Below are 21,245 nucleotides of genomic sequence, written 5' to 3' on the forward strand. Positions count from 1 at the left end.
CACGGGCTGGCGGTTGACGACGGCAGCGCCGGCGCGGCCGAACAGCGTGGTCTCGGCGTGCGCGGCACCGGCCGACGCGGCCAGCGCGACGGCGATCAGGGTGCGGTTGCGAAGGGCGGATTTCATGGTTGGCATCCTCTCTGGTTGGCTCGTGGCACCCCGGGGGTGCGGTCGGGTGGTGGAAAAACCGTCAGACAACGTTGTCATGCGATCGCGTGCGCAGGCACGCACGAGCGGCCCGCCACGGGATCGATGCACCGCCGCCCGCCGCGGCCCGCGCCGGGGCCGCGGCGGTGCGCCTCAGACGCGACGCAGGCGCACGATGTAGGCCGTTTCGGCCAGCTCGCGCGGCAGCGGCAGGCCGGCCTGCGCCAGCCAGGCACCGTCGCAGGCGCGCCCTTCCCGGCGCAGCTCGACGAAGTGGGGGATGGCGGTGTGGTACCACACGCCTTCGGGCCCTGCGGGCTGCGCGATCTCCTGCACGTGGTAGCGCGCGGTGGCGTCGAGCATCGGCAGGCGCAGTGCCGGCGTGTAGCGGTGGGTGCTCGGGCGCACGCGGTAGGCGAGCAGCAGCAGCTCGTCGGCCGCATCGCCGTGCGCCTGCCAGACCACGCCGTCGGCGGTCTCGCCCTGCCACACCCGGCCACCGTGCAGGCGCTCGCGCAGGTCCTTGTAGAGCTGGATCCAGCCGCGCAGTTCGCGGGTGTCGGCGTCGCTCAGGTGGCGGGCGTCGAGCTCGACGCCGAGGTGCCCGGGCAGCGCGACCGCGCAGCGGAACGCCATCGACTGCGTGCGCCCGGTGGTGTGCGCCGGCGCGGTGCCGACGTGTGCGCCCATGATCTCGGGCGGGAAGAACTGCAGGAAGCCGCGCTGGATGTCGACCCGCGACAGCGCGTCGATGCAGTCGCTGGTCCACACGCGGTGGGTGTGGCGCAGCACCGCGAAGTCGATGCGCCCGCCGCCGCCCGAGCAGCTCTCGATCTCGACCTCGGGGTGCGCCGCGCGCAGCCGCGCCATCAGCGCGTAGACCGCGTGCACCTGGGCGCGGTAGCCGGGCAGGCCGCTGGCCAGGCCGGCGGTGGTCAGGTCGCGATTGTGGTCCCACTTCAGGTAGCGGATCGGGTGCGCCGAGAGCAGCGCGTCGATCTTGTCGAACAGGTAGTCCGCGGCTTCGGGGCGGGCGATGTCGAGCACCAGCTGGTTGCGCGCGGTGATCAGCGGCCGGCCTTCGAGCTGCAGTGCCCAGTCGGGATGGGCGCGGTACAGATCGCTGTCGGGGTTGATCATCTCCGGCTCGACCCACAGGCCGAACTCCATGCCCAGGTCGTTGACGTGGGTGATCAGGTCGCCGAGGCCGACGGGGAACTTGGTCTCGTCGGGCCACCAGTCACCGAGCGCGGCGCGGTCGTGGTGGCGGCCGTGGAACCAGCCGTCGTCGAGCACGAAGCGCTCGACACCGACCGCGGCGGCGGCCGTCGCCAGCGCCTTGACCGGCTCGGGGTGGACGTCGAAGTAGAAGCCCTCCCAGGTGTTCAGGTGAACCGGGCGCGGGCGCATCGCGCCGCCCGGCCAGTCGAGGCGCGCGCGCAGTTCGGCGTGGAAGTTGGCGGCGAGGCCGTTGAGGCCGGCGCTCGACAGCGTCGCCACGACCTCCGGGGTCTGCAGGCTGGCGCCGGGGGCGAGGCGCCCTTCGCCCGGTGCCAGCCACTCGCCGAGCTGCCACTGGTACTGGCCGTCGTGCAGCCATTCGATGGTCTGCTGGTGATTGCCCGACCAGGCGAGGTGCGCGCCGTAGACCAGCCCGGCGTCATCGGTGGCACCGGGGGTGGTGACCACCGCGCCGGGGAAGCAGTCGTGCGAGGTGCGCCCGCGCCGGCTTTCGCGCCGCCACAGGCTGCGCGACAGGCGGTCGGTCTGCAGCAGGAACTCGTGCACGTGCTGGCCGGCGTAGGAGCGCACCGTATCGCACTGGCCGGGCAGCGGCAGCGTGGCGGCGGCGAGCCACTGCACGTCGAGCGCGTCGTCGCCGAGGTTGGTGAGGCGGGTGCTGGCGACGAGTACGTCGCTCGCCTCGTCGAGCCTGAGCGTGACGTCGAGGCGCAGCGCCGCCACCGCGTCGGTGAGGTGCAGCACGACGGCGCGCGCGGGTGCCAGCCACTCGACCTCGCAGCGCGTGACCGCCTGGGCGAAGTCACGGCCGGCGCGGTGGGCGAGCAGCGCGCTCTGGCCGAACCAGCCGACGCCGAAGGTCGGCACCAGCGTCAGCGGCTGGTCGAAGTCGAGGTTGAAGCTGGGCAGCGGGCGCGTGTCGCGCAGCGGCACGCCGGGGCTGGCGCCGTCGGGCAGGCGCGGGCCCCAGTAGCGCCAGATCGGCGCCTCGTCGGCGTGCGCCTCCAGCACCAGCGAACTGTTGCGGCTGTGCAGGACGATGAATTCGGCGGGCGTGTCGGGCAGGTTCGCGGTCGTCATGGTGGCGGTGGTCGTTTGTCGTGGTGCGATGTCGGGGGCTTGCGCCCGCCCGCGGGCGGGCGGTGCCGTGGCGTTCAGGCGGCGGCGCGGTCCGTGTCCTCGGTGACGAGGCGGCGCAAGGCGTGGCCGTCGGTGTCGAACAGGTGACCGCCGTACACCGGTACGTCGAGGTGCAGCGTGTCGCCGATGCGCGTCCTGCTGTTTGCCGGCAGGCGCACGATCAGCAGTTCCTCCTGCGCGCGGCCGGGGACGTCGACGTAGGCGAAGGTGGCGTCGCCGAGGTGCTCGACGACCAGCACCCGGCCGGCCAGGCCGCCGCTGGCGACGGCGACGAAGTGCTCGGGGCGCACGCCGACGGTCACGCGCGTGCCCGGGGCGGTGCTGCCGGTATCGATCGCCAGCTGCAGCGGCGTGCCGTCGGCCAGCGTGACCGTGGCGAGCTCACCGCTCGTGCCCTGCAGCACGCCTTCGAGGAAGTTCATCTTCGGCGAGCCGATGAAGCCCGCGACGAACAGGTTGCGCGGGTGGTGGTACAGATCGAGCGGCGAGCCCACCTGTTCGATGCCGCCCTTGTTGAGCACGACGATCTTGTCGGCGAGCGTCATCGCCTCGACCTGGTCGTGGGTGACGTAGATCATCGTCGCCTGCATCTCGGCGTGCAGGCGGGCGATCTCGATGCGCATCTGCACGCGCAGCGAGGCGTCGAGGTTCGACAGCGGCTCGTCGAACAGGAACACCGCCGGTTTGCGTACGATCGCGCGGCCGATCGCCACGCGCTGGCGCTGGCCGCCCGACAGCGCCTTGGGCTTGCGCTCGAGCAGGTGGCTGAGCTGCAGCACCTGCGCGGCGCGGCTGACGCGGTCGCGAATCACGTCCCTGCTTTCGCCGGCCAGGGTCAGACCAAAGGCCATGTTCTCGAACACTGTCAGGTGCGGGTACAGCGCATAGGACTGGAACACCATCGCCACCTGGCGCCGCGCCGGCGGCAGCGTGTCGGCGCGCACGCCGGCGATCTCCAGTTCGCCCGAGGTGATGTCCTCGAGGCCCGCGATCATGCGCAGCAGCGTGGACTTGCCGCAGCCCGAGGGGCCGACGAAGACGACGAACTCGCCGCTTTCGACGGCCAGGTCGATGCCGTGGATGGTTTCGATGCTGCCGTAAGCCTTTCTCACCTGGCGCAGGACGACGTCGGACACGGGGCGGATCTCCTCTGGTGGGGGGCGGGGTCTGCGGCTCGCTGCGAGGGGTGGCAGGCGTTGCGCGCGATCGCTTAAGTAGCACTTGTATATATAATAAATCATATTTGTTGTGATGCAAGCCTTTTTTCAGGAAATCAGAGGCTTGCCTCCACAAAACCGCCGCCGGGCGGGCGTGCGGCAGGCTCCCGGCCGCACGCCCGCAGCGCCATCACGTCACTTCGCGGCGATCTCATTGACCTTGGCGTTCGCCGCGCTCAGTGCGGGCTGCGCCTCGGCCTTGCCGAGCAGGACGTTCTCGATCGCGCTGAGGACGACCGTGTTGATCTGCGAGGCGCGGTCGGCGATCGGCGGCAGGAAGGTCTTGGCCTGGGTCATCTCGACGAAGGCACTGGCGTCGATGCCCTTCGCGCGCCGCGCTTCCAGCGTCGTCTCGGTGAGGTCGCGGATCGCCGGGAACACCACGCCGGACCTGGCGACGATCGACTGGCAGTCGCTCGAACCGAGGAACCTGACCCACTTCCAGGCGGCTTCCTTGTGCTTGCTGCCGCTCCAGATCGAGTCCGCCAGGCCGTTGAACATCGTCGCGCGGCCCTGCGGGCCGGCCGGCAGCAGCGTGTAGCCGACCTCGAAGCGCGCGTTGTCCTTGTACCAGCCCACCATCCACGCGCCGTCCGGCACCATCGCCACCTTGCCGGCGGCGAACAGCGCGCTGGCGCCGAGCTTGCTCACGTCGGAAAGCGGCGCCGAGTAGCCTTTCTTCGACAGATCGGCGAGCCAGGTCAGGGTTTCGGCGAGCTTCGGGTCGGCGTAGTTGAAGTGCTTGCTCCACGGGCCGTCGTAGTAGCGGAAGCCGTTGGAGACGGCGAAGTGGCTCCACTCGGTCTGTCCCGACATGCCGCCGGCGCCGCTGGTCTGGAAGCCGCGCACCTTGACCTTCTTCGGGTCGAAGTCGGGGCTCAGGCCGTCGTGGCCGGCCTCGTCGCGGCTGAGGCGGGCGATCATCGTGCCGAAGCTGCCGCCGTCCCGCGGGTTCCAGTTCAGCTCGCGCAGCTCCTCGGGGGTGACGCCGGCGTCCTTCAGCATCGCCTTGTTGTAGACGAGCGCGATGGTGTCCCAGTCCTTCGGCAGGCCGTACTGCTGGTCGCCGCGGCTCCAGGCCTCGTACAGGCCCGGGTAGTAGACGTTGGTCGCCAGCTTGTCGCGGGCGATCAGCGGCGCGAGGTCGAGCAACTGGCCGTTGGCGACGAACTCGGGGTAGCGCGACAGGTGGTTGGTGAACACGTCGGGCGCGGTGCCGGCGATGAAGCCGGTGGTGAGCTCGGTCCAGTAGTCGCCCCAGCCCTTCTGGACGACCTTGACCTTGAGGTCCGGGTTGGCCTGCTCGAACGCCGCGGCGCAGGCCTGGTAGGCGGGCTTCTGCGCCGCGTCCCACAGCAGGTAGCGGATCTCCTCGGCGGCGTGGCTCGCGCCGCTGGCGCCGGCGAGGAGGAGGGCGAGGGCGATGTGCTGCTTCTTCATGATGGTCTTCACGGGTGCAACTGCCTGGGGTTGGCGGCCCGCGTACGCGCCGCCTTTGTTCGGGGCGGGCGCGCAGGGCGCCCGCGGGGTACGGATACGGATCACTTCCCGCCGCTGAAGGCGACGGACTCGACCACCCGGCGCGCCATGCTGATCAGCAGCGCCGCGGTGGGCAGGATCGACAGGAAGGTGGCGGCCATCAGCCCGGTCCAGTCCGGCGCGCCCTGCGGCGTGCTCGACTTGAAGCTTTGCAGCGCGACGGTGAGCACCTGCATGTCCTCGTCCTTGGCGACCAGGAAGGGCCAGAAGAACTCGTTCCACGCGGCGATGCCGCAGAGGATCGACAGCGTCGCGATCGGGGTCTTGCTGAGCGGCAGCACGATGCGGAAGAAGATGTAGAGGCGCGAGGCACCGTCGAGCAGCGCGGCTTCCTCCAGGTCCTTCGGGATCGACAGGAAGAACTGGCGCAGGAAGAAGATCCCGAAGGCCGAGAACAGCAGGAACGGCGCCACCAGGCCGGCGTAGGTGTTGAGCCAGCCGATATCCTTCACCAGCACGAAGTTGGGGATGAACAGCACGATGCCGGGCACCATCATCGAGGCGACGAACAGCCCGAACACCACCTGGCTGCCGCGAAAGCGCAGCCGGGCGAAGGCGTAGGCGGCCATCGCGCTGAACAGCACCTGGCCGATCACCACCGCCACCGTGAACAGCGCCGAGTTGAACAGCGCGTGCAGCACGTCGATGTTGGCGCCCGAGCCGCCGAGCGCGGCGTTGGTGGCCTCGTCGAGCAGGCCGAGCACGCGGGCGAAGTTGTCGAGCGTCCAGCCTCCCGCCAGCAGCGAGCCGCTGTGGGCGTAGAGCTCGGTCGAGGGGGTCAGCGCGGTGCGCAGCACGGTGGCGATCGGCAACAGCGTGACGACCAGCACCAGCATCAGCACGCCCCAGGCGAGCACGCGACCCGGCGTCAGGGCGCGGGTGTACAGCGGACGGTTGCTCATGATGCACCTCACGCGAGATCGGACTGGTTGGCGTTCAGGAGGCGCATCTGCACGAAGGTGTAGAGCACCATGATCAGGCAGAGCACGACGGACAGCGCCGAGGCGTAGCCCATGCGGTAGTAGCTGAAGGCGTTCTCGTAGATGTAGTAAACGAGCACCCGGGTCGATTCGGCCGGGCCGCCGGCGGTCGCCACCGCGACCGTGTCGAAGATCTGCAGCGAGCCGGTGACGCTGGTGACCAGCACGAACACCATCACCGGGCGCAGCAGCGGCAGCGTGATCCGGCGGAACATCTGCCACTCGCTGGCGCCGTCGATCGCCGCGGCCTCGTACAGATCGCGCGGGATCGACTGCATGCCGGCGAGGAACAAGAGCGCCACCAGGCCCATGTGCCGCCAGATGTTGACGCCGGCGATGGTCAGCAGCGACTCGTCGGGATCGCTGAAGTAGGCGTGCGACGACAGCCCCACGGCGTCGAGCGCGTGGTTGACCCAGCCGAGGGTCGGATCGAGCTGCCACAGCCAGATCATCGCCACCAGCACGTTCGACAGCAGGTAGGGGAACAGCACCACCGCGCGCAGTGCCACCGAGCGCAGCAGCCGGTCCATCGCCGCGGCCAGGAACAGGCCGAGCGCGGTCTGCAGCGGGATGTTCAGCAGCACGTAGTAGGCAGTGATCTTCAGCGCGTGCCAGAACTTGTCGTCCTGCCACAGCTCGACGTAGTTGCTCCAGCCGACCCAGCCCGGCGCGCTCAGCAGGTTCCAGTCGGTGAAGCTCGTGCGCACCGCCTGCAGCAGCGGGTAGGCGTAGAAGATCGCGAAGCCGATCAGCGCCGGCAGCACCATGCCCCAGGCGACCAGCGTGTCCTTGCCCGGGCGCGGCAGCGCCGCCTGCCAAGGGATCGGGCCGGCCCTGCGCTCGCGGGCCTGCAGTTTGTCGTTCATGTTCTCTTCTCCTCCAACGTGGCGGTGCCGGCGGTGTCGACCGGGCATGACGGGGTAAACGTTGTCATTTCCCGATGGAATACCGGCTGCCGGACGACCGTCTGCGGACGTGGGTGAAGCGTCTGGGCAGGTTCGCCCGCCCGTATCGGCCCGTCGTGTCGTGGGCCGTGGTGTCGAGCAGGTGTATGAAGTGTTATTTATAAAATCATATTTGTCAAATTTAGAAATACGATATAATGGGTGCACGACACCCACGCAGTGCAACCACCTCCGGAGACCCCACCATGTCCTTGCGCGTGATCCATGACGGCCCCTGGCTCCTCGGCGAAGCCCCGCACTGGGACGCCGCGACCTCCACGCTCTACTGGGTCGACATCGCCGGCCGCCTGGTGCTGGCCTGGCGCGAGGGCGAGGCGCAGCCGCGCCGGTGGCGCACGCCCGAACCGGTCTCGGCGGCCATCCCGTGCCGCGACGGCCGCCTGCTGCTGACGCTGGCGTCGGGCACCGCGCTGCTCGATCCGTCGAGCGGCGCGCTGGTGCGCTGGCGTGCGCTGGAGTCGCCCGAACTCGGCAATCGCGCCAACGAGGCGCGCTGCGATGCCCACGGCCGGCTGTGGGTGGCGACGATGCAGAACAACCTGGGGCCGGACGGCGAGGGCATCCCGGTGACGTGCGCGAGCGGCGCGCTGCACTCGCTCGACGGTGGCGGGCTCGCGCAGAACTGGGTGAGCGGCGTCGGCATCGGCAACACGCTCGCCTGGAGCCCGGACGGGCGCACGCTGTACTTCGCCGACAGCCTCGCCAACCGCATCGATGCCTGGACCTTCGACGTCGAGCGCGGCGCGCTCAGCGACCGGCGCCCCTTCGTCGACGGCGGGCCGGGCGAGCCCGACGGCTCGGCGGTGGACGCCGAGGGCTGCCTGTGGAACGCGCGCTGGGGCGCCGGGCGGCTGATCCGCTACCGCCCCGACGGCCGCGTGGAGCGCGAGGTGCCGCTGCCGGTGCGCCAGCCCAGCAGTTGCGTGTTCGGCGGGCCGGAACTGCGTACGCTCTACATCACCAGCGCCCGCATCGGCCTGGCGCAGGCGGCGCCGGTCGACGGCGCCCTGCTCGCGCTCGACGTCGACGTGCCCGGCCTGCCGGGCCACGGCTTCGCCGGCCCCGATCCCCTGCCATGACGCTCGCCGAGCGTTCCGGAGACTGCAGATGAACCAACCCGTCGCCACCCCGACCACGCCGCCGCGGCGCAAGCCGCGCGTGCACCGCGAACTGGTCGTCAGCCTCGCCCAGCGCATCCTGGGTGGCGAGCTCGCACCCGGCACCACGCTGGTCGAAGCCGAGCTGTGCGAGCACTACGGCGTCAGCCGCACCGTCACGCGCGAAGCGTTCAAGGTGCTCGAATCCAAGGGCCTGCTGAAGACGCGCATGCGCATCGGTACCCAGGTCCAGCCCGAAAGTGAGTGGAACATGCTCGATCCCGGCCTGCTGGCATGGGCCGAAGGGCGCCTGTTCAGCCCGGAGTTCGTCAATTCGCTGATGGAGGCGCGCGGCATCCTCGAACCCGCCGCGGCCGAGATGGCCGCGCGCAACGCCACCGCGCAGGACCTCGCCACCCTCGAGGACGCCTACCTGCGCATGTGCGACAGCCTCGGCCGCGACGAGGCCGCCTGGTGCGACGCCGACCTCGCCTTCCATACCGCGCTGCTCGCGGCGAGCCACAACCACGTGTTCATGCACCTCGCCGGCGCCATCCGCGCCGCGCTGCACGTGCTGTTCGAACTCACGCTGCATCACGGCAGCGCGCACGACGTGGCGCTCAAGCAGCACGGCCAGATCGTCGAGGCGATCCGTATGCGCGACCCGGTGGCCGCCCGCGCGGCGTCGGAGTCGCTGCTGAACCGCACTTCGAACGACCTCGGCGCCGCCCGCGGGGCGCAGCCATGAGCATTGCGGTCCTGCGGCTGCGGGCCGGGCGCCTGCGCCTCGCCTTCACGCCCGCGGGCGGGCTCACGCTCGCCTTCGGGCTGACCACCGCGGCCGGCGAGCGGCCGCTGTTCCGGCCGGGCCTCGCGGTGGTCGACGCGCCCGATCCGGTGCAGCGCGCCATCGGCGCGGCGAGCTACGTGATGGCGCCGTTCTGCAACCGCATCGACGGCAGCGCCTTCGACTTCGACGGCCGCCGCTGGCAACTCGCGCCGAACACCGCGCTGAGCCCGCACGTGATCCACGGCGACGTCTGGCTGCGCAACTGGGAGGTGCTGCAGCACGCCGCGGACGAGGCACGCCTGCAGGTGCGCGTCGCCGACCCGGCAAGCCCCTACCGCTACCGCATCGAGCAACTGCTGCGGCTCGACGATAACGGCCACACCGTGGCGCTGACGCTGCACAACGACGGCGAGCACGCGCTGCCGTTCGGCTTCGGCCTGCACCCGCACTTCGCGCGCTTCGGCGGCGTCGAGCTGCAGGCGCCGTTCACGCGCTGGTGGCAGGTGCGCCCCGACGGCATCCCCGTCGAGCCGGCGCCCGCGCTCGGCGACCTCGACTTCCACGCCCCGCGCGCCCTGCCGGCGCGCCCGGTCGACACGCCCTGCGAGGGCTGGAGCGGGCAGGCGCGCATCCGCTGGCCCGCGGACGGCGTCACGCTGGACATCGACGCGAGCGCCGCCTTCGGTGGCTGCCACCTCTACCAGCCGGACGCCGACGCCCCGTTCTTCTGCTTCGAACCGGTCAGCCACCTGACCGACGCCCACCACCGCCCCGGCCTGCCCGGCCTCGTCGCGCTGGCGCCGGGCGCGAGCCTCCACGGCGAAGTCCGCTACCGCGTCGGCGTGCCCGCCTGAGGCGGCACGCCGCCCTCGAAACCGACGCGACATGCGGGCCGAGGCCCTGCGGCAAGCGATCGACCTCGCCCTGTAGCGAAGTCGGCTGCCGCGCACCGAAGCGCCGCCCGACGGGCATGGCGTGCTCCAGGAGGCGCGCGACGGGGGTTTGCGTTCGGGGCCGCGGGCGGACGGGCGGTACGGGGGCTGGCGCCGGCATGGGCGCCGGTGTCGTCGGAGGGAGCGCCGGTGTGGCGCTCGCGGATTGCGGCCGCGAGACGGTCGAGCAGGTCCGTGGCGCGCGATCGACCGTCCGGGTGCTGCGGTGGGCTTCGGGGGCAAGGTCCCGCCCGGATGCGGCCCCCGGGATTTCACTGTCCGGAGGGGGTGTCCGCGCCGCCGTCCTGCCGCCCCTGTTGCTTGACCTCGCGCTTCATCTGGCGGCACTCCGGCCGGCTCTTCTCGTCGCCCGCCTTGCAGGCCTGCTTCGTGGCCCGCGCCCCGGCGCGGTCGTCACGGCGATCGTCCCGCCGCTCCATGCCTTGGGTCTGCGCGTACGCGGAGCCGACGCTCAGCGCCATCAGGGCGGCGGCCACCACGGCGGCCCCCTTGCGCATCAAATCTGTTCGCATGCTGGTCTCCTCGAGGGGAGGGGCCGCGTCGTCCGCAGCCCGGATGTTGGTCGGGAATCCTGGAACGGGAGCCGATCCCTGCCGGCCGTGGCCGCGCCGCACGGTGGCGGTGGGCGTACGGCCTCGTTACGCCCGCTGACGAGCGTAACCGCGCAGAGAGTAGCGCGGATCAGCAGGAAATCCGTGGCGACGCCCGCCGGGAGCGCGCGCCCGCCTCGGGTGGCGCGGAGGCGGGGGATCGCGATGCCCGGCGGCGGTGTCCGATCGGCTCCGGCAGTGCGACGCCCAGGGTGTGCATCGCGCCGCCGTCGTCGCCGCGGGTCGGCCAGCTGACGATCAGCCCCTTCACCATCGAGGATTTCGACGGCCATGCGTGCCTGTCATGCATGCGCCTCGCCTGCCGCTGCGGGCAGAAGGGCTGCAGGGGAGTCCGTGGATGTGCATTCCTGTCAATAAAATATGATTTGTCATATATAAAAATATTACTTAACATCTTCCCACTATCACGGGAGGCGGGATCGTGGCCTCGCGGGCTTGGAAGGAGTGACCGTCGTGGCACGCCGGGCGAGCGCAAGGCGCATGACGCCCGCGTGCCGTCGCGGCGCGAGCTGCCATAAATCGTCGGGGCGTGCCGGAAAGCGCTGCCGCCCCGCATCACCACTGACTCAGAAAGATCCACCGAGGAGCGCGAGCGATGAGTACCGCTGCAACCTATCCGAGCCTGCGCGACAGGGTCGTGTTCATCACCGGGGGCGCCACCGGCATCGGCGCCGACCTGGTGGCGGGGTTCGCCCGCCAGGGGGCGAAGGTCGCCTTCATCGACGTCGATGCCGAGGGCGCCGCGGCGCTGCTCGACGGGCTCGGCGAGGTGGCGCACCGGCCGCTGTTCCAGCGCTGCGACGTCACCGACATCGCCGCGCTGCGTGCGGGCATCGAGGCTGCCGCGGCGCACTTCGGCGACATCGGCGTGCTGATCAACAACGTCGCCAACGACCAGCGCCGGGCGCTCGCCGAGGTCGAGCCGGCGTTCTTCGATGCGATGGTCGCGGTCAACCTGCGCCCGCACCTGTTCGCGATCCAGGCGGTGCGCGAGGGCATGCGCCGGCTCGGCGGCGGCGCGGTGGTCAACGTCGGCTCGATCAGCTGGATGACCAAGAACGAGGGCTACCCGGTGTACGCCACGCTGAAGTCGGCCGCCGCCGGCCTCACCCGCAGCCTCGCCCGCGAACTCGGCCGCGACCGCATCCGCATCAACCACCTCGCGCCGGGCTGGGTGATGACCGAGAAGCAGGTCCGCCTGTGGCTCGATGCGGACGGCGAGCGCGCGATCGTCGAGAACCAGTGCCTGCCCGACCGCCTCGCGCCGGCCGACATCACCGCGATGGCGCTGTTCCTCGCCGCCGACGACAGCCGCATGGTCACCGCGCAGGACGTCGTCGTCGACGGCGGCTGGAGCTGAGCGGGCGCGGGCAGACGGGGAGAGGAGAGGCCATGAACGCAAACGATACGAACACCTTCGGCGCGGATGCGCGCCTGATCGCGCTGGACTGGGGCACGTCCTCGCTGCGCGCCTGGCTGCTCGGCGGCGGCGGTGCGGTGCTCGACACCTGCGCCGCGCCGCTCGGCGTCCAGCAGGTGCCGGAAGGCGACTTCGCCGGCGTCTACGCGCGGCTGACTGCCGCCTGGCGCACTGCCGCGCCGGGGCTGCCGGCGCTCGCCGCCGGCATGATCGGCAGCGCCCAGGGCTGGCGCGAGGCGCCGTACCAGGTGTGCCCGGCCGACGCCGGCGCGCTCGGCACCGGCCTGATCGAGGTCGACACCGGCTGCGGCGGCCGCCTGCACATCGTGCCGGGGCTGCGCGTCGAGGCCGCACTGCCCGATGTGATGCGCGGCGAGGAGACCCAGATCCTCGGCGCGCTGGCCGTGGAGCCGGCGCTCGCGGCGAACGCGCGCCTGGTGCTGCCGGGCACGCACTCGAAGTGGGTGACGGTGCGTGACGGGCGCATCGAGCGCTTCGCCACCTACATGACCGGCGAGCTGTTCGCCGTGCTGCGCGCGCACTCGATCCTCGGCCGCCCGGCGCGCGAGGCCGGCGCCACGGGCGACGCGGCGGCGTTCGCGCGCGGCGTCGCCACCGTCCGCGACGCTGCCGACGGCCTGTTTCCGCTCCTGTTCTCGGCCCGCACGCTGGTGCTGCGCGGGGCGCTCGATGCGGCGCACAGCCTCGATTACCTGTCCGGCCTGCTGATCGGCGAGGAGCTGCGCTGCGCGCTCGCCGGTGCCGCCACCCCGGCGCCGGTGCTGATCGGCGACCCGGCTCTGTGTGAACGCTACCTGCGGGCGCTGGCGCTGTTCGGCGTCACCGACGCGCGCAGCCTCGACAACACCGCACCCGCCGGGCTGTGGCGCATCGCCGTCGCCGCCGGGCTGGTCACCGACACCCCTGCCGCGGAGCCTGCGCAATGCTGAACGACTACCTGTCCCCCCTGCCGCTGGTCGCGATCCTGCGCGGCCTCACCCCCGACGAGGCGCTGCCGGTCGGCCAGGCGCTGGTCGATGCCGGCTTCCGGATCATCGAGGTGCCGCTGAACTCGCCCGACGCCTGCGAGAGCATCCGCCGCCTGGCCCGGGCCTTCGGCGCCACCGTGCTGATCGGTGCGGGCACGGTGCTGAGTGTCGAGGCGGTCGCCGAGGTGGCCGCCGCCGGCGGCCGGCTAATCGTGATGCCGCACGCCGACCCCGCGGTGATCCGTGCCGCCAGGGCCGCCGGCCTTGCCTGCGCGCCCGGCGTGGCGACGCCCACCGAGGCCTTCGCCGCGCTCGCCGCCGGCGCCGACGCGCTCAAGCTGTTCCCCGCCGAGCAGCTCGGCCCCGCGGTGCTGAAGGCGTGGCGCGCGGTGCTGCCGGCGGGCGTGCCGTGCCTGCCGGTCGGCGGCATCACCCCGGACAACATGGCGCCGTGGCTCGCCGCCGGCGCGAACGGCTTCGGCCTGGGCTCGGCGCTGTACCGCCCGGGGCAGAGCCCCGCCGAGGTCGGCGCGCAGGCCCGTGCCTTCGCCGACGCCTGGCGCGGCCTGCGCTGAACCGTCGCGCACCGCCACCGATCCCGTTCCGCCCGTTGCTCCCGCGCCGTGCGGGGCCCGTTGATGACCGCCTCAGGAGGTACCGATGAAGATCACCCGACTCACCACCTACACCGTCCCGCCACGCTGGCTGTTCCTGAAGATCGAGACCGACGAGGGCATCGTCGGCTGGGGCGAGCCGATCGTCGAAGGCCGCGCCGAATCGGTGGCGGCGGCGGTCGCCGAACTCGGCGACTACCTCGTCGGCAAGGACCCGCGCCTGGTCGAGGATCACTGGAGCGTGCTCTACCGCGCCGGCTTCTACCGCGGCGGCCCGATCCACATGAGCGCGCTCGCCGGCATCGACCAGGCGCTGTGGGACATCAAGGGCAAGGCGCTCGGCGTGCCGGTGCACGCGCTGCTCGGCGGCCAGGTGCGTGAGCGCATCCGCGTGTACTCGTGGATCGGCGGCGACCGACCGGCCGACACCGCGCACGCGGCGCAGGAGGTGGTGGCGCGCGGCTTCACCGCGGTGAAGATGAACGGCACCGAGGAACTGCAGTTCGTCGACTCCTACGCCAAGATCGACGCCGCGGTCGCCAACGTCGCCGCGGTGCGCGAGGCGGTCGGGCCCGACATCGGCATCGGCGTGGACTTCCACGGCCGCGTGCACAAGCCGATGGCGAAGATCCTCGCCAAGGCGCTGGAGCCCTATCGCCTGATGTTCATCGAGGAGCCGGTGCTGAGCGAGAACGCCGAGGCGCTGCGCGACATCCGCGAGCACACCAGCATCCCGATCGCGCTCGGCGAGCGCCTGTACTCGCGCTGGGACTTCAAGCGCGTGCTGCACGACGGCTTCGTCGACATCATCCAGCCCGACCCCTCGCACTCCGGCGGCATCACCGAGACGCGCAAGATCGCCGCGATGGCCGAGGCCTACGACGTCGCGGTCGCGCTGCACTGCCCGCTCGGCCCGATCGCGCTGGCCGCCAACCTGCAGCTCGACGCCGTCAGCTACAACGCCTTCATCCAGGAGCAGAGCCTCGGCATCCACTACAACGAGAGCAACGACATCCTCGACTACCTCGCCAGGCCCGAGGTGTTCGCCTACCGCGACGGCTACGTCGACATCCCGCAGGGGCCGGGGCTCGGCATCGAGATCAACGAGGAATACGTGATCGAGCGCGCCAAGGCCGGCCACCGCTGGCGCAACCCGGTGTGGCGCCACGCCGACGGCAGCGTCGCCGAGTGGTGATCCGGCCCGGCGCCGGCACGTCCAAAAGGAACGGCAGGGTGCGGAAACGCCCCTGCCGTTTTCGTTTGCCGGTGTGATGGGGGCAGGGCCGGAACACCGCGGGCGGCGGCGTTCCGGCCCGCCGGGGTCAGCCGTGGATGCTGCCCAGCGCGTGGATGTCGAGGCTGAGCAGGCGCACCTCGCCGCCGTCCGCGTACAGCGCCATGCCGAGCGCATCGGGCGCGGTGAAGAAGCTGTCGGTGAGCGTGACCGCGCCGTCGTTGGCGAATACCTCCACCGAAGCGCGGTCGAGGAACACGTGCAGGCGGATGCGGCCGTCCTCGGCCGCGAGCGGCGCCGGATGGCGGCGCCCGTCGTCGCCGGGGAAGGCGTAGCCCGCGCGGCTGCGGTCGACGAAGACCTCGGCCGTCGCCACGTCGTAGCCGACCACGAGCTCGGTGCCGGGCCCCTGGCGCAGGCGCAAACCGAACCCGGTCGCGCCGGTGTCGGCGTCGAGCGCGAACTCGGCGACGATCTCGACGCAGTCCTCGCGCAGGCCGTCGAGCAGCGTGCAGCCGGGCGTCACCCGGACGTCCGCCGCGTGGCACAGCGGCACCGGGGCGCGCAGGCCGGCGAGCGCCGGCAGCGGGCGCGAGAACAGGCGGATGCCGTCGGCGCAGCGGCGCAGGCGCAGCACGCGCGGCAGCGTCATCGCGTTGCGGAAGGTGGTGGCGGGCACCGCCTGCTCGTAGCCCCAGTTGCTCATCCAGCCGATCAGCACGCGCTCGTGATCGTTGCCCGGGTGCTCGTTCCAGGTGACGCCGGCGTAGTGGTCGCGGCCGTGGTCGAGCCACAGCAGCGGGCCCTGCGGCGCCTCGGGCACGAAGCGCTCGCCGTCGAAGTCGCCGACGAAGTACTGGGTGTTCCAGCCGCCGCCGAGGATGCCGTGCCCGACCATGCTGACCAGCATCACCCAGCGGCGCTCGCCGGGGGCGTTCTCGACCGGCAGCTCGAACAGGTCCGGGCATTCCCACGGCGCGCCGTCGATGCCCTGGTCGACCGTGAAGTCGCTCGCGTGCGTCCACCGGCGCAGGTCGGGCGAGGTGTGGATCTGCATGCACGGCCCGGCGGCGAGCACCATCACCCAGCGCCCGCTGGGGGCGTGCCAGAACACCTTGGGGTCGCGGAAGTCGGGGATGCCGGGGTTCGGCAGCACCGGGTTGCCGGCGTACTTGGTCCAGCTGCGGCCGCGGTCCTCGCTCCAGGCGATCGCCTGGCGCTGCGCCTCGCCGCCTTCGGAGTCGGCCAGCGTGTAGATCGCCACCAGCGCCGGCTCGCTGCCGCGGCGCAGGCCGGCGCTGTCGTTCCAGTCGACCACGGCGCTGCCCGAGAACGCCATGCCGCGCACCGGTGCCGCACCCGGCGCGCTGTCGGGCGTCAGCGCGACCGGCAGGTGCTGCCAGTGGACGAGGTCGGTGCTGACGGCGTGCCCCCAGTGCATCGGGCCCCAGCGCAGCGGATCGGCGTAAAGCTCGCCGACCGCGTAGCCGCCCGGGTGGTACTGGTAGAACAGGTGGTACTCGCCGTCGTAGTACACGAGCCCGTTGGGGTCGTTGATCCAGTTGGCAGGCGCACTGAAGTGGTACTGCGGCCGGGTCGGGTCGCCGGCAGCGGTGGTCAAGGCTTTGGCGGTCATGGACGTGTCCCCGTGAATGGTTGGCAGGCTTGAGCAAGGGCGAGGGGGCGTGATGTGCCATGGAGCCGCATGACGACCTCGTGTTCGCATGCGCCAAGTGTGTTTGACAACGTTGTCAAATGCAAGTGTAAAAAGTAAAACGGGATACCGTTCAAATGCTTGGTAAGCGCTGGTGGAGCCTGCGCGGATGCCGCCGGAGCAGGCGCTTCCAGCCTTTTCACCGCAGCGGGAGCAGGGGCGGGGGGCGCGCGTGCCCCGCCTGCGGCAGCTTTCGGCACGGCGCCAGCAGCCGCTCGACGCGATGATCAGGACATGGGATTGGCGACGAACGCCGCGATCTTCTTCGCCACCGTCAGGGCTGCCGGCACCACGACTTCCATCGCCTTGGCCGCCTCGATCAGCCCCGAGGCCTTGATCTTCAGCGCGGACGGGCGCGGTGCGGGCTTGCTCAACTCGTCGGCGATCGACTGGGCCTGCTCCGAGACCACCGTGGCGTCCTCGGCGTGCGCATCCGGGGCATTGGCCAGCGAGGACTTCAGTTCTTCGATGAGCGCCGCCAGCCGATCCTTGCCGTCGTTCGACAGCGAGGGGGCGTTCCTGACGGCCTGGATGACGCCATCCAGCGAACTCAGCACGTTCACCGGGCCGACGACGTCATGGATGGTGATGTGGTAGTTCGTCACCGTTTCGGCTCCCTTGTCCTTGCGTGGCTGGAGCTCGAACCGGCTGCTCAGGCTGCTTTCGAGCACGCGCAAGAGGTTTCGCCGGCGCACCCAGATATCCCGCAGGCGCTCGATCTGCTGGTCGTACTGGTTGGACGGATATGGGATGTCCCTCCAGCGCGCCAGCGCGTCCGGCTCGATCGCCGCCAGCTTGTTCAGGGCGCGGATACAGCGCTCGTCGACGTCTTCATCCTCCGCCCGCGACAGGCTCGGGAACAGGTACTTCCCCGTCGCGTAGTACTCCTCGCAGGCGGCATCGAGCCGTTTCACGTAATCCTCGACGATCTGCCGGCAGGCGGCCAGGTCGGCGATGAGCGAGGGGGTTTCTGCTGTCATAGGGCGTTTTCCATCTGTCTTCCCGCGAGCATGCGGGGCATGGGGCAGCGTCTCGTCATGTTTCGAAGCGTTCCCGATAGCGCCGCCAATCCAGCCCCCAGGAGCCAGGCCGCTGACGGTTCGGGGATGGGGCGGATCAGGAAGTTCCCGACCTGGGCGTCGCTGAAGGTATCGAAGACGATGCCGTCGGGAACGAAGAAGAAGCCGAGCGTCCCGTCCGTGTTGGTGCCGTAGTCGGCCAGATGCGCATAGCCGGCGCCCGGTTCGCCGACGCCGGCGATCCCGTTGCCGAGGATGTCGAAGTCGTTGTCGCTCGGGCCCGGCGAGGTGACCCCCATCAACTGCAGCAGCCGCTGTGCGCCATCGACGTTGGCGGCCGACAAGGGGTTCGCCCCGGTGTTGATCACGATGTTCGGCGGGTCGGCATGCAGGAACAGGGTCCTGACGTCGCTTATCGTGGCGTGGACGAATCCCCGCGACTTCCATCCCCCCATGCCGTCCTGGATGTCCTGCGCCGACAGGTTCAGCGTGGCGGTGAGATCCAGCCAGTCCAGCCATGTGGCCGTATCGCGTGTCAGCCGTTGGTCGCCGCTCGAAAGCAGGTCCACGCCCAGCAATGCCGCCGAACCCGGGCGTGGCGACAGACTCGACAGGATGAGCGCAAGCAGGAGGACCGGGGTTCTGCCTGCAGGCGATGGAAACGTGTTCATGAGCGGTACCCGCTGAGGCTCGGTGTCATAGACATGACTGTAGACAGGCGTTCCGTCGACGGCCCCAGCGCAGCGGCGGTCACGACGTGCCGTGTGAACCGCATTCGCCGGTGACCGCCCGCGACGGATGGCCGTGCGATACCGGCAACGGTCGTCGACGGGCGTCGGGGGGGTTCCTGGAACGACGTCCCCGTGCCCGGAAGCCCGGTCGCCTTCAGTGCCGGGTCATACCGCCGAGGGTGTTGGCGAGATCACCATCCTCGACGCCAGGCAGGCCGGCATGCTGCCGATCCACCTGGACCCGGCGACCGCCGCGCAAGTCGATCACGCGGCTGCCGGACCCGACCGCCTGACCGAACCCGGAGCATCCCGGCGTGAGCACCGCTGCCGAGAGCTTGCGCGACGCGCTCGCCGGTACCCGTTGGCGATTGGCTGCAATTAGCTACAATGATGGCCAATTAGACATTGATGAGCTATTTGCGTCCAATGGCACCGACCCCCGTTGCTCCCGATCCCTGGCACTACCCGCGCACCGCGCTGGCGGACGGCGTGCTCGGCCTGTTCGCCGGCGGGCTCAGCAGCGCCCTGACCTTCTTCGCCCCGCGGCGCATGGGCAAGACCGAGTTCCTGCGCAAGGACATCAGGCCGGCGGCGCAGGCGCGCGGCTGGGGCGTGTTCTACTTCAGCTTTCTCGACGAGACCGAGGACGTGCGCGGCGCCTTCGTTGCGGCGCTCGGGCGCTTCGCGCGCGGAGAGGGCTGGGTGAGCCGGCTGCGCGAGCACCTGCCCAGGAGCGTGAAGGTCGGCGGCACGGTCGCCGGCACCGGCGGCAACGTTGAACTCACCCGAGCCGAGGCCGCCAGCGGACAAGACCTGAAAGCCCTGCTCGACGAACTCGGCCGCCGCGACACCTTCACGCTGCTGCTGCTCGACGAAGTGCAAGCGCTGGCCGCCAGCCCGAAGAACGCGTCCTTCGTCGCCGCGCTGCGCACCGGCCTCGACACGAACAAGGACCGGTTGAAGACGATCTTCACCGGATCGAGTCGCGAGGGCCTGCGGCGCATGTTCTCGCAGGCCAACGCGCCGTTCTTCCACTTCGGGCAGAACCTCGACTTCCCGGACATGGATCGCGGCTTTACCGACCATCTGGCCGCGGCCTATGCCGCGACGACCGGCCGACAGATCGACACCGCCGCACTGTGGGCCGCCTTCGAGCGCCTGGGCAAGGTGCCGCAGATGGCGCGCTCGCTGGTCGAGCGGCTGGCGCTGAATCCCGCCATCGAACTCACCGCCGCCGTCGATGCCCTCGCTGCCGACCTCGCCGAGCAACGCGATTACGGCTCGCTGTGGGCGGGCGTCACGCCGCTCGACCGCAGCATCCTCGCGCGACTGGCGAACGGCGACGCCGGGCTGTTCTCGGAGGAGGTCCGCGAACAGATCAGCGAGGAACTCGGCGTGCCGATGCTGGCTGTCGCCGCCATGCAGGCCGCTATCCGTCGCCTGCAGCGGCGCGGACTCGTCACCCGCCAGAGCGCCCGCGGCAGCTATGTGCCGGAAGACCCGAACTTCGCGGCATGGATTCGCGAGCGCGACCTGCCCGACTGACACCGGGGCCCGGTGACCGCCGCGCAAGTCGATCACGCGGCTGCCTGTTCACCCCGGCGATGAGCCGGGGAATACACGGCTAGATGCCCGCCTGCGGCGTGCGCCCGGGGGCGCTTCAACGACACCCCGGCGATGAGCCGGGGAATACGCAGGCCAAGGCGCTGGCCAACCGCACGCTGTACCTGCTTCAACGACACCCCGGCGATGAGCCGGGGAATACCCGGTACTGTCGGTGATGGTGACTGCCGAGAGGTTGCCGCTTCAACGACACCCCGGCGATGAGCCGGGGAATACGCGAGTGACGACGCCGAGGATCTGCGCGCCGGACGGGCTTCAACGACACCCCGGCGATGAGCCGGGGAATACCCGTGTCTTTCCAGCCGACGCCAGCGCCAAATAAGAGGCTTCAACGACACCCCGGCGATGAGCCGGGGAATACACCGTGGTGGTCACGTGGTACCAGGGCGGCGTGCTGAGCTTCAACGACACCCCGGCGATGAGCCGGGGAATACGGTCCTGTTGGCCCAGGCGGCCAACTTAGCGGTGCAGCTTCAACGACACCCCGGCGATGAGCCGGGGAATACGCGGCCTTCGGCGGCGCGCTCGATGGCGGTGACCGGGCTTCAACGACACCCCGGCGATGAGCCGGGGAATACCTCGGCGATCGCGGCGAAGTGCTCGGCAACGGTGCTGCTTCAACGACACCCCGGCGATGAGCCGGGGAATACAGCGCTTCACGCATCGCGCCGCGGCGGGAGGTCCGGGCTTCAACGACACCCCGGCGATGAGCCGGGGAATACCAGCCCGAAGAACAGAGGAGGCGCGCCATGTGGCACGGCTTCAACGACACCCCGGCGATGAGCCGGGGAATACCCGGGGACGACGGTCACGATCTGCTCCATCACGCTCGAGCTTCAACGACACCCCGGCGATGAGCCGGGGAATACCTGCGCCTGACCGGCGCTGATTTCGGGCAGGGCCCAGCTTCAACGACACCCCGGCGATGAGCCGGGGAATACCGTTGCGGGGCGATACGGTCGACCCGGCCGCGGCGCGGCTTCAACGACACCCCGGCGATGAGCCGGGGAATACCGGTCGACCCCGAGGACATCGCGCGGCTGATCCGCTTGCTTCAACGACACCCCGGCGATGAGCCGGGGAATACCGCTATCGCGCCACTCGGCATATACGCGCGCTCGACGCTTCAACGACACCCCGGCGATGAGCCGGGGAATACCCCAGGAAGGCTTCGGCGCCTGGCGCGCCGGTACGGGCTTCAACGACACCCCGGCGATGAG

17 protein-coding genes and 1 CRISPR repeat array (1 of these 18 running past the window's edge) are annotated in these 21,245 nt (G+C 70.7%); of the genes, 8 read left to right on the forward strand and 9 right to left on the reverse strand.

Going from position 1 to position 21,245, the window contains the following annotated elements:
* Positions 1 to 300: 300 nt before the first annotated feature.
* From EV699_RS15590 to EV699_RS15610, 5 genes are all read right to left on the reverse strand, one after another.
* Entirely contained in the window at positions 301 to 2,469 is a 2,169-nt protein-coding gene (locus EV699_RS15590; protein WP_132544447.1) for an alpha-galactosidase, read from the reverse strand.
* Between the two features lie 74 nt (positions 2,470 to 2,543).
* Positions 2,544 to 3,665, reverse strand: a complete 1,122-nt coding sequence (locus EV699_RS15595; RefSeq protein ID WP_132544449.1) for an ABC transporter ATP-binding protein — start codon at positions 3,663 to 3,665, stop codon at positions 2,544 to 2,546.
* Between the two features lie 216 nt (positions 3,666 to 3,881).
* Entirely contained in the window at positions 3,882 to 5,186 is a 1,305-nt protein-coding gene (locus tag EV699_RS15600; RefSeq protein ID WP_132544451.1) for an ABC transporter substrate-binding protein, read from the reverse strand.
* Between the two features lie 101 nt (positions 5,187 to 5,287).
* Complete coding sequence (locus EV699_RS15605) at positions 5,288 to 6,187, reverse strand: carbohydrate ABC transporter permease (RefSeq protein ID WP_132544457.1); 900 nt, start codon at positions 6,185 to 6,187, stop codon at positions 5,288 to 5,290.
* A gap of 8 nt (positions 6,188 to 6,195) precedes the next feature.
* The gene (locus tag EV699_RS15610) at positions 6,196 to 7,131 is read right to left on the reverse strand and encodes a carbohydrate ABC transporter permease (RefSeq protein WP_132544459.1); all 936 of its coding nucleotides are present in this window, start codon (positions 7,129 to 7,131) and stop codon (positions 6,196 to 6,198) included.
* A 284-nt stretch (positions 7,132 to 7,415) separates the two neighbouring features.
* On the opposite strand from EV699_RS15610, the gene EV699_RS15615 reads away from it, so the two are divergent.
* Genes EV699_RS15615 through EV699_RS15625 form a run of 3 tightly spaced genes read left to right on the forward strand, consistent with a single transcriptional unit; the run spans position 7,416 to position 9,971 of the window.
* Positions 7,416 to 8,309 carry an SMP-30/gluconolactonase/LRE family protein gene (locus EV699_RS15615; protein ID WP_132544461.1) on the forward strand — a complete coding sequence of 298 codons (894 nt, stop codon included), beginning with the start codon at positions 7,416 to 7,418 and terminating at the stop codon, positions 8,307 to 8,309.
* A 28-nt stretch (positions 8,310 to 8,337) separates the two neighbouring features.
* Positions 8,338 to 9,075, forward strand: a complete 738-nt coding sequence (locus tag EV699_RS15620; protein ID WP_132544463.1) for a FadR/GntR family transcriptional regulator — start codon at positions 8,338 to 8,340, stop codon at positions 9,073 to 9,075.
* Positions 9,072 to 9,971 (forward strand): aldose 1-epimerase, encoded by a 900-nt coding sequence (locus tag EV699_RS15625; RefSeq protein WP_132544465.1) that lies wholly within the window; start codon positions 9,072 to 9,074, stop codon positions 9,969 to 9,971. The genes EV699_RS15620 and EV699_RS15625 overlap by 4 nt, the downstream gene beginning before the upstream one ends.
* Before the next feature lie 350 nt (positions 9,972 to 10,321).
* Here the strand turns inward: EV699_RS15625 and EV699_RS15630 are convergent, their stop codons facing one another.
* On the reverse strand, positions 10,322 to 10,582 hold the full coding sequence (locus tag EV699_RS15630; RefSeq protein ID WP_243662699.1) for a hypothetical protein: 261 nt from the start codon (positions 10,580 to 10,582) through the stop codon (positions 10,322 to 10,324).
* A gap of 694 nt (positions 10,583 to 11,276) precedes the next feature.
* Between EV699_RS15630 and EV699_RS15635 the strand changes: the two genes are divergently transcribed.
* From EV699_RS15635 to dgoD, 4 genes are all read left to right on the forward strand, one after another.
* Entirely contained in the window at positions 11,277 to 12,041 is a 765-nt protein-coding gene (locus tag EV699_RS15635) for an SDR family NAD(P)-dependent oxidoreductase (RefSeq protein ID WP_132544467.1), read from the forward strand.
* Between the two features lie 32 nt (positions 12,042 to 12,073).
* The gene (locus tag EV699_RS15640; protein WP_132544469.1) at positions 12,074 to 13,051 is read left to right on the forward strand and encodes a 2-dehydro-3-deoxygalactonokinase; all 978 of its coding nucleotides are present in this window, start codon (positions 12,074 to 12,076) and stop codon (positions 13,049 to 13,051) included.
* Complete coding sequence (locus EV699_RS15645) at positions 13,045 to 13,665, forward strand: 2-dehydro-3-deoxy-6-phosphogalactonate aldolase (protein WP_132544471.1); 621 nt, start codon at positions 13,045 to 13,047, stop codon at positions 13,663 to 13,665. Before EV699_RS15640 ends, EV699_RS15645 begins: the two co-directional genes overlap by 7 nt.
* 85 nt (positions 13,666 to 13,750) lie before the next feature.
* Positions 13,751 to 14,899 carry a galactonate dehydratase gene (dgoD, locus tag EV699_RS15650; RefSeq protein WP_132544473.1) on the forward strand — a complete coding sequence of 383 codons (1,149 nt, stop codon included), beginning with the start codon at positions 13,751 to 13,753 and terminating at the stop codon, positions 14,897 to 14,899.
* A gap of 127 nt (positions 14,900 to 15,026) precedes the next feature.
* Here dgoD and EV699_RS15655 read toward each other — a convergent pair whose 3' ends face one another.
* The 3 genes from EV699_RS15655 to EV699_RS15665 all read right to left on the reverse strand — a co-directional run bounded on the left by EV699_RS15655 (position 15,027) and on the right by EV699_RS15665 (position 18,342).
* Positions 15,027 to 16,574: a glycoside hydrolase family 32 protein gene (locus EV699_RS15655; RefSeq protein ID WP_132544475.1), complete on the reverse strand. Its 1,548-nt coding sequence runs from the start codon at positions 16,572 to 16,574 to the stop codon at positions 15,027 to 15,029.
* Between the two features lie 305 nt (positions 16,575 to 16,879).
* Positions 16,880 to 17,632, reverse strand: coding sequence for a hypothetical protein (locus EV699_RS15660; RefSeq protein WP_132544477.1), 753 nt, complete (start codon positions 17,630 to 17,632; stop codon positions 16,880 to 16,882).
* Positions 17,629 to 18,342, reverse strand: coding sequence for a hypothetical protein (locus EV699_RS15665; protein ID WP_132544479.1), 714 nt, complete (start codon positions 18,340 to 18,342; stop codon positions 17,629 to 17,631). The genes EV699_RS15660 and EV699_RS15665 overlap by 4 nt, the downstream gene beginning before the upstream one ends.
* A 486-nt stretch (positions 18,343 to 18,828) precedes the next feature.
* On the opposite strand from EV699_RS15665, the gene EV699_RS15670 reads away from it, so the two are divergent.
* Positions 18,829 to 19,947, forward strand: a complete 1,119-nt coding sequence (locus EV699_RS15670) for an ATP-binding protein (RefSeq protein ID WP_132544481.1) — start codon at positions 18,829 to 18,831, stop codon at positions 19,945 to 19,947.
* 39 nt (positions 19,948 to 19,986) lie between these two features.
* Positions 19,987 to 21,245: a CRISPR direct-repeat array (repeat unit 36 nt; unit sequence GCTTCAACGACACCCCGGCGATGAGCCGGGGAATAC); it runs 158 nt beyond the window's last position.

Source organism: Plasticicumulans lactativorans, assembly GCF_004341245.1.
Classification (GTDB): domain Bacteria; phylum Pseudomonadota; class Gammaproteobacteria; order Competibacterales; family Competibacteraceae; genus Plasticicumulans_A; species Plasticicumulans_A lactativorans.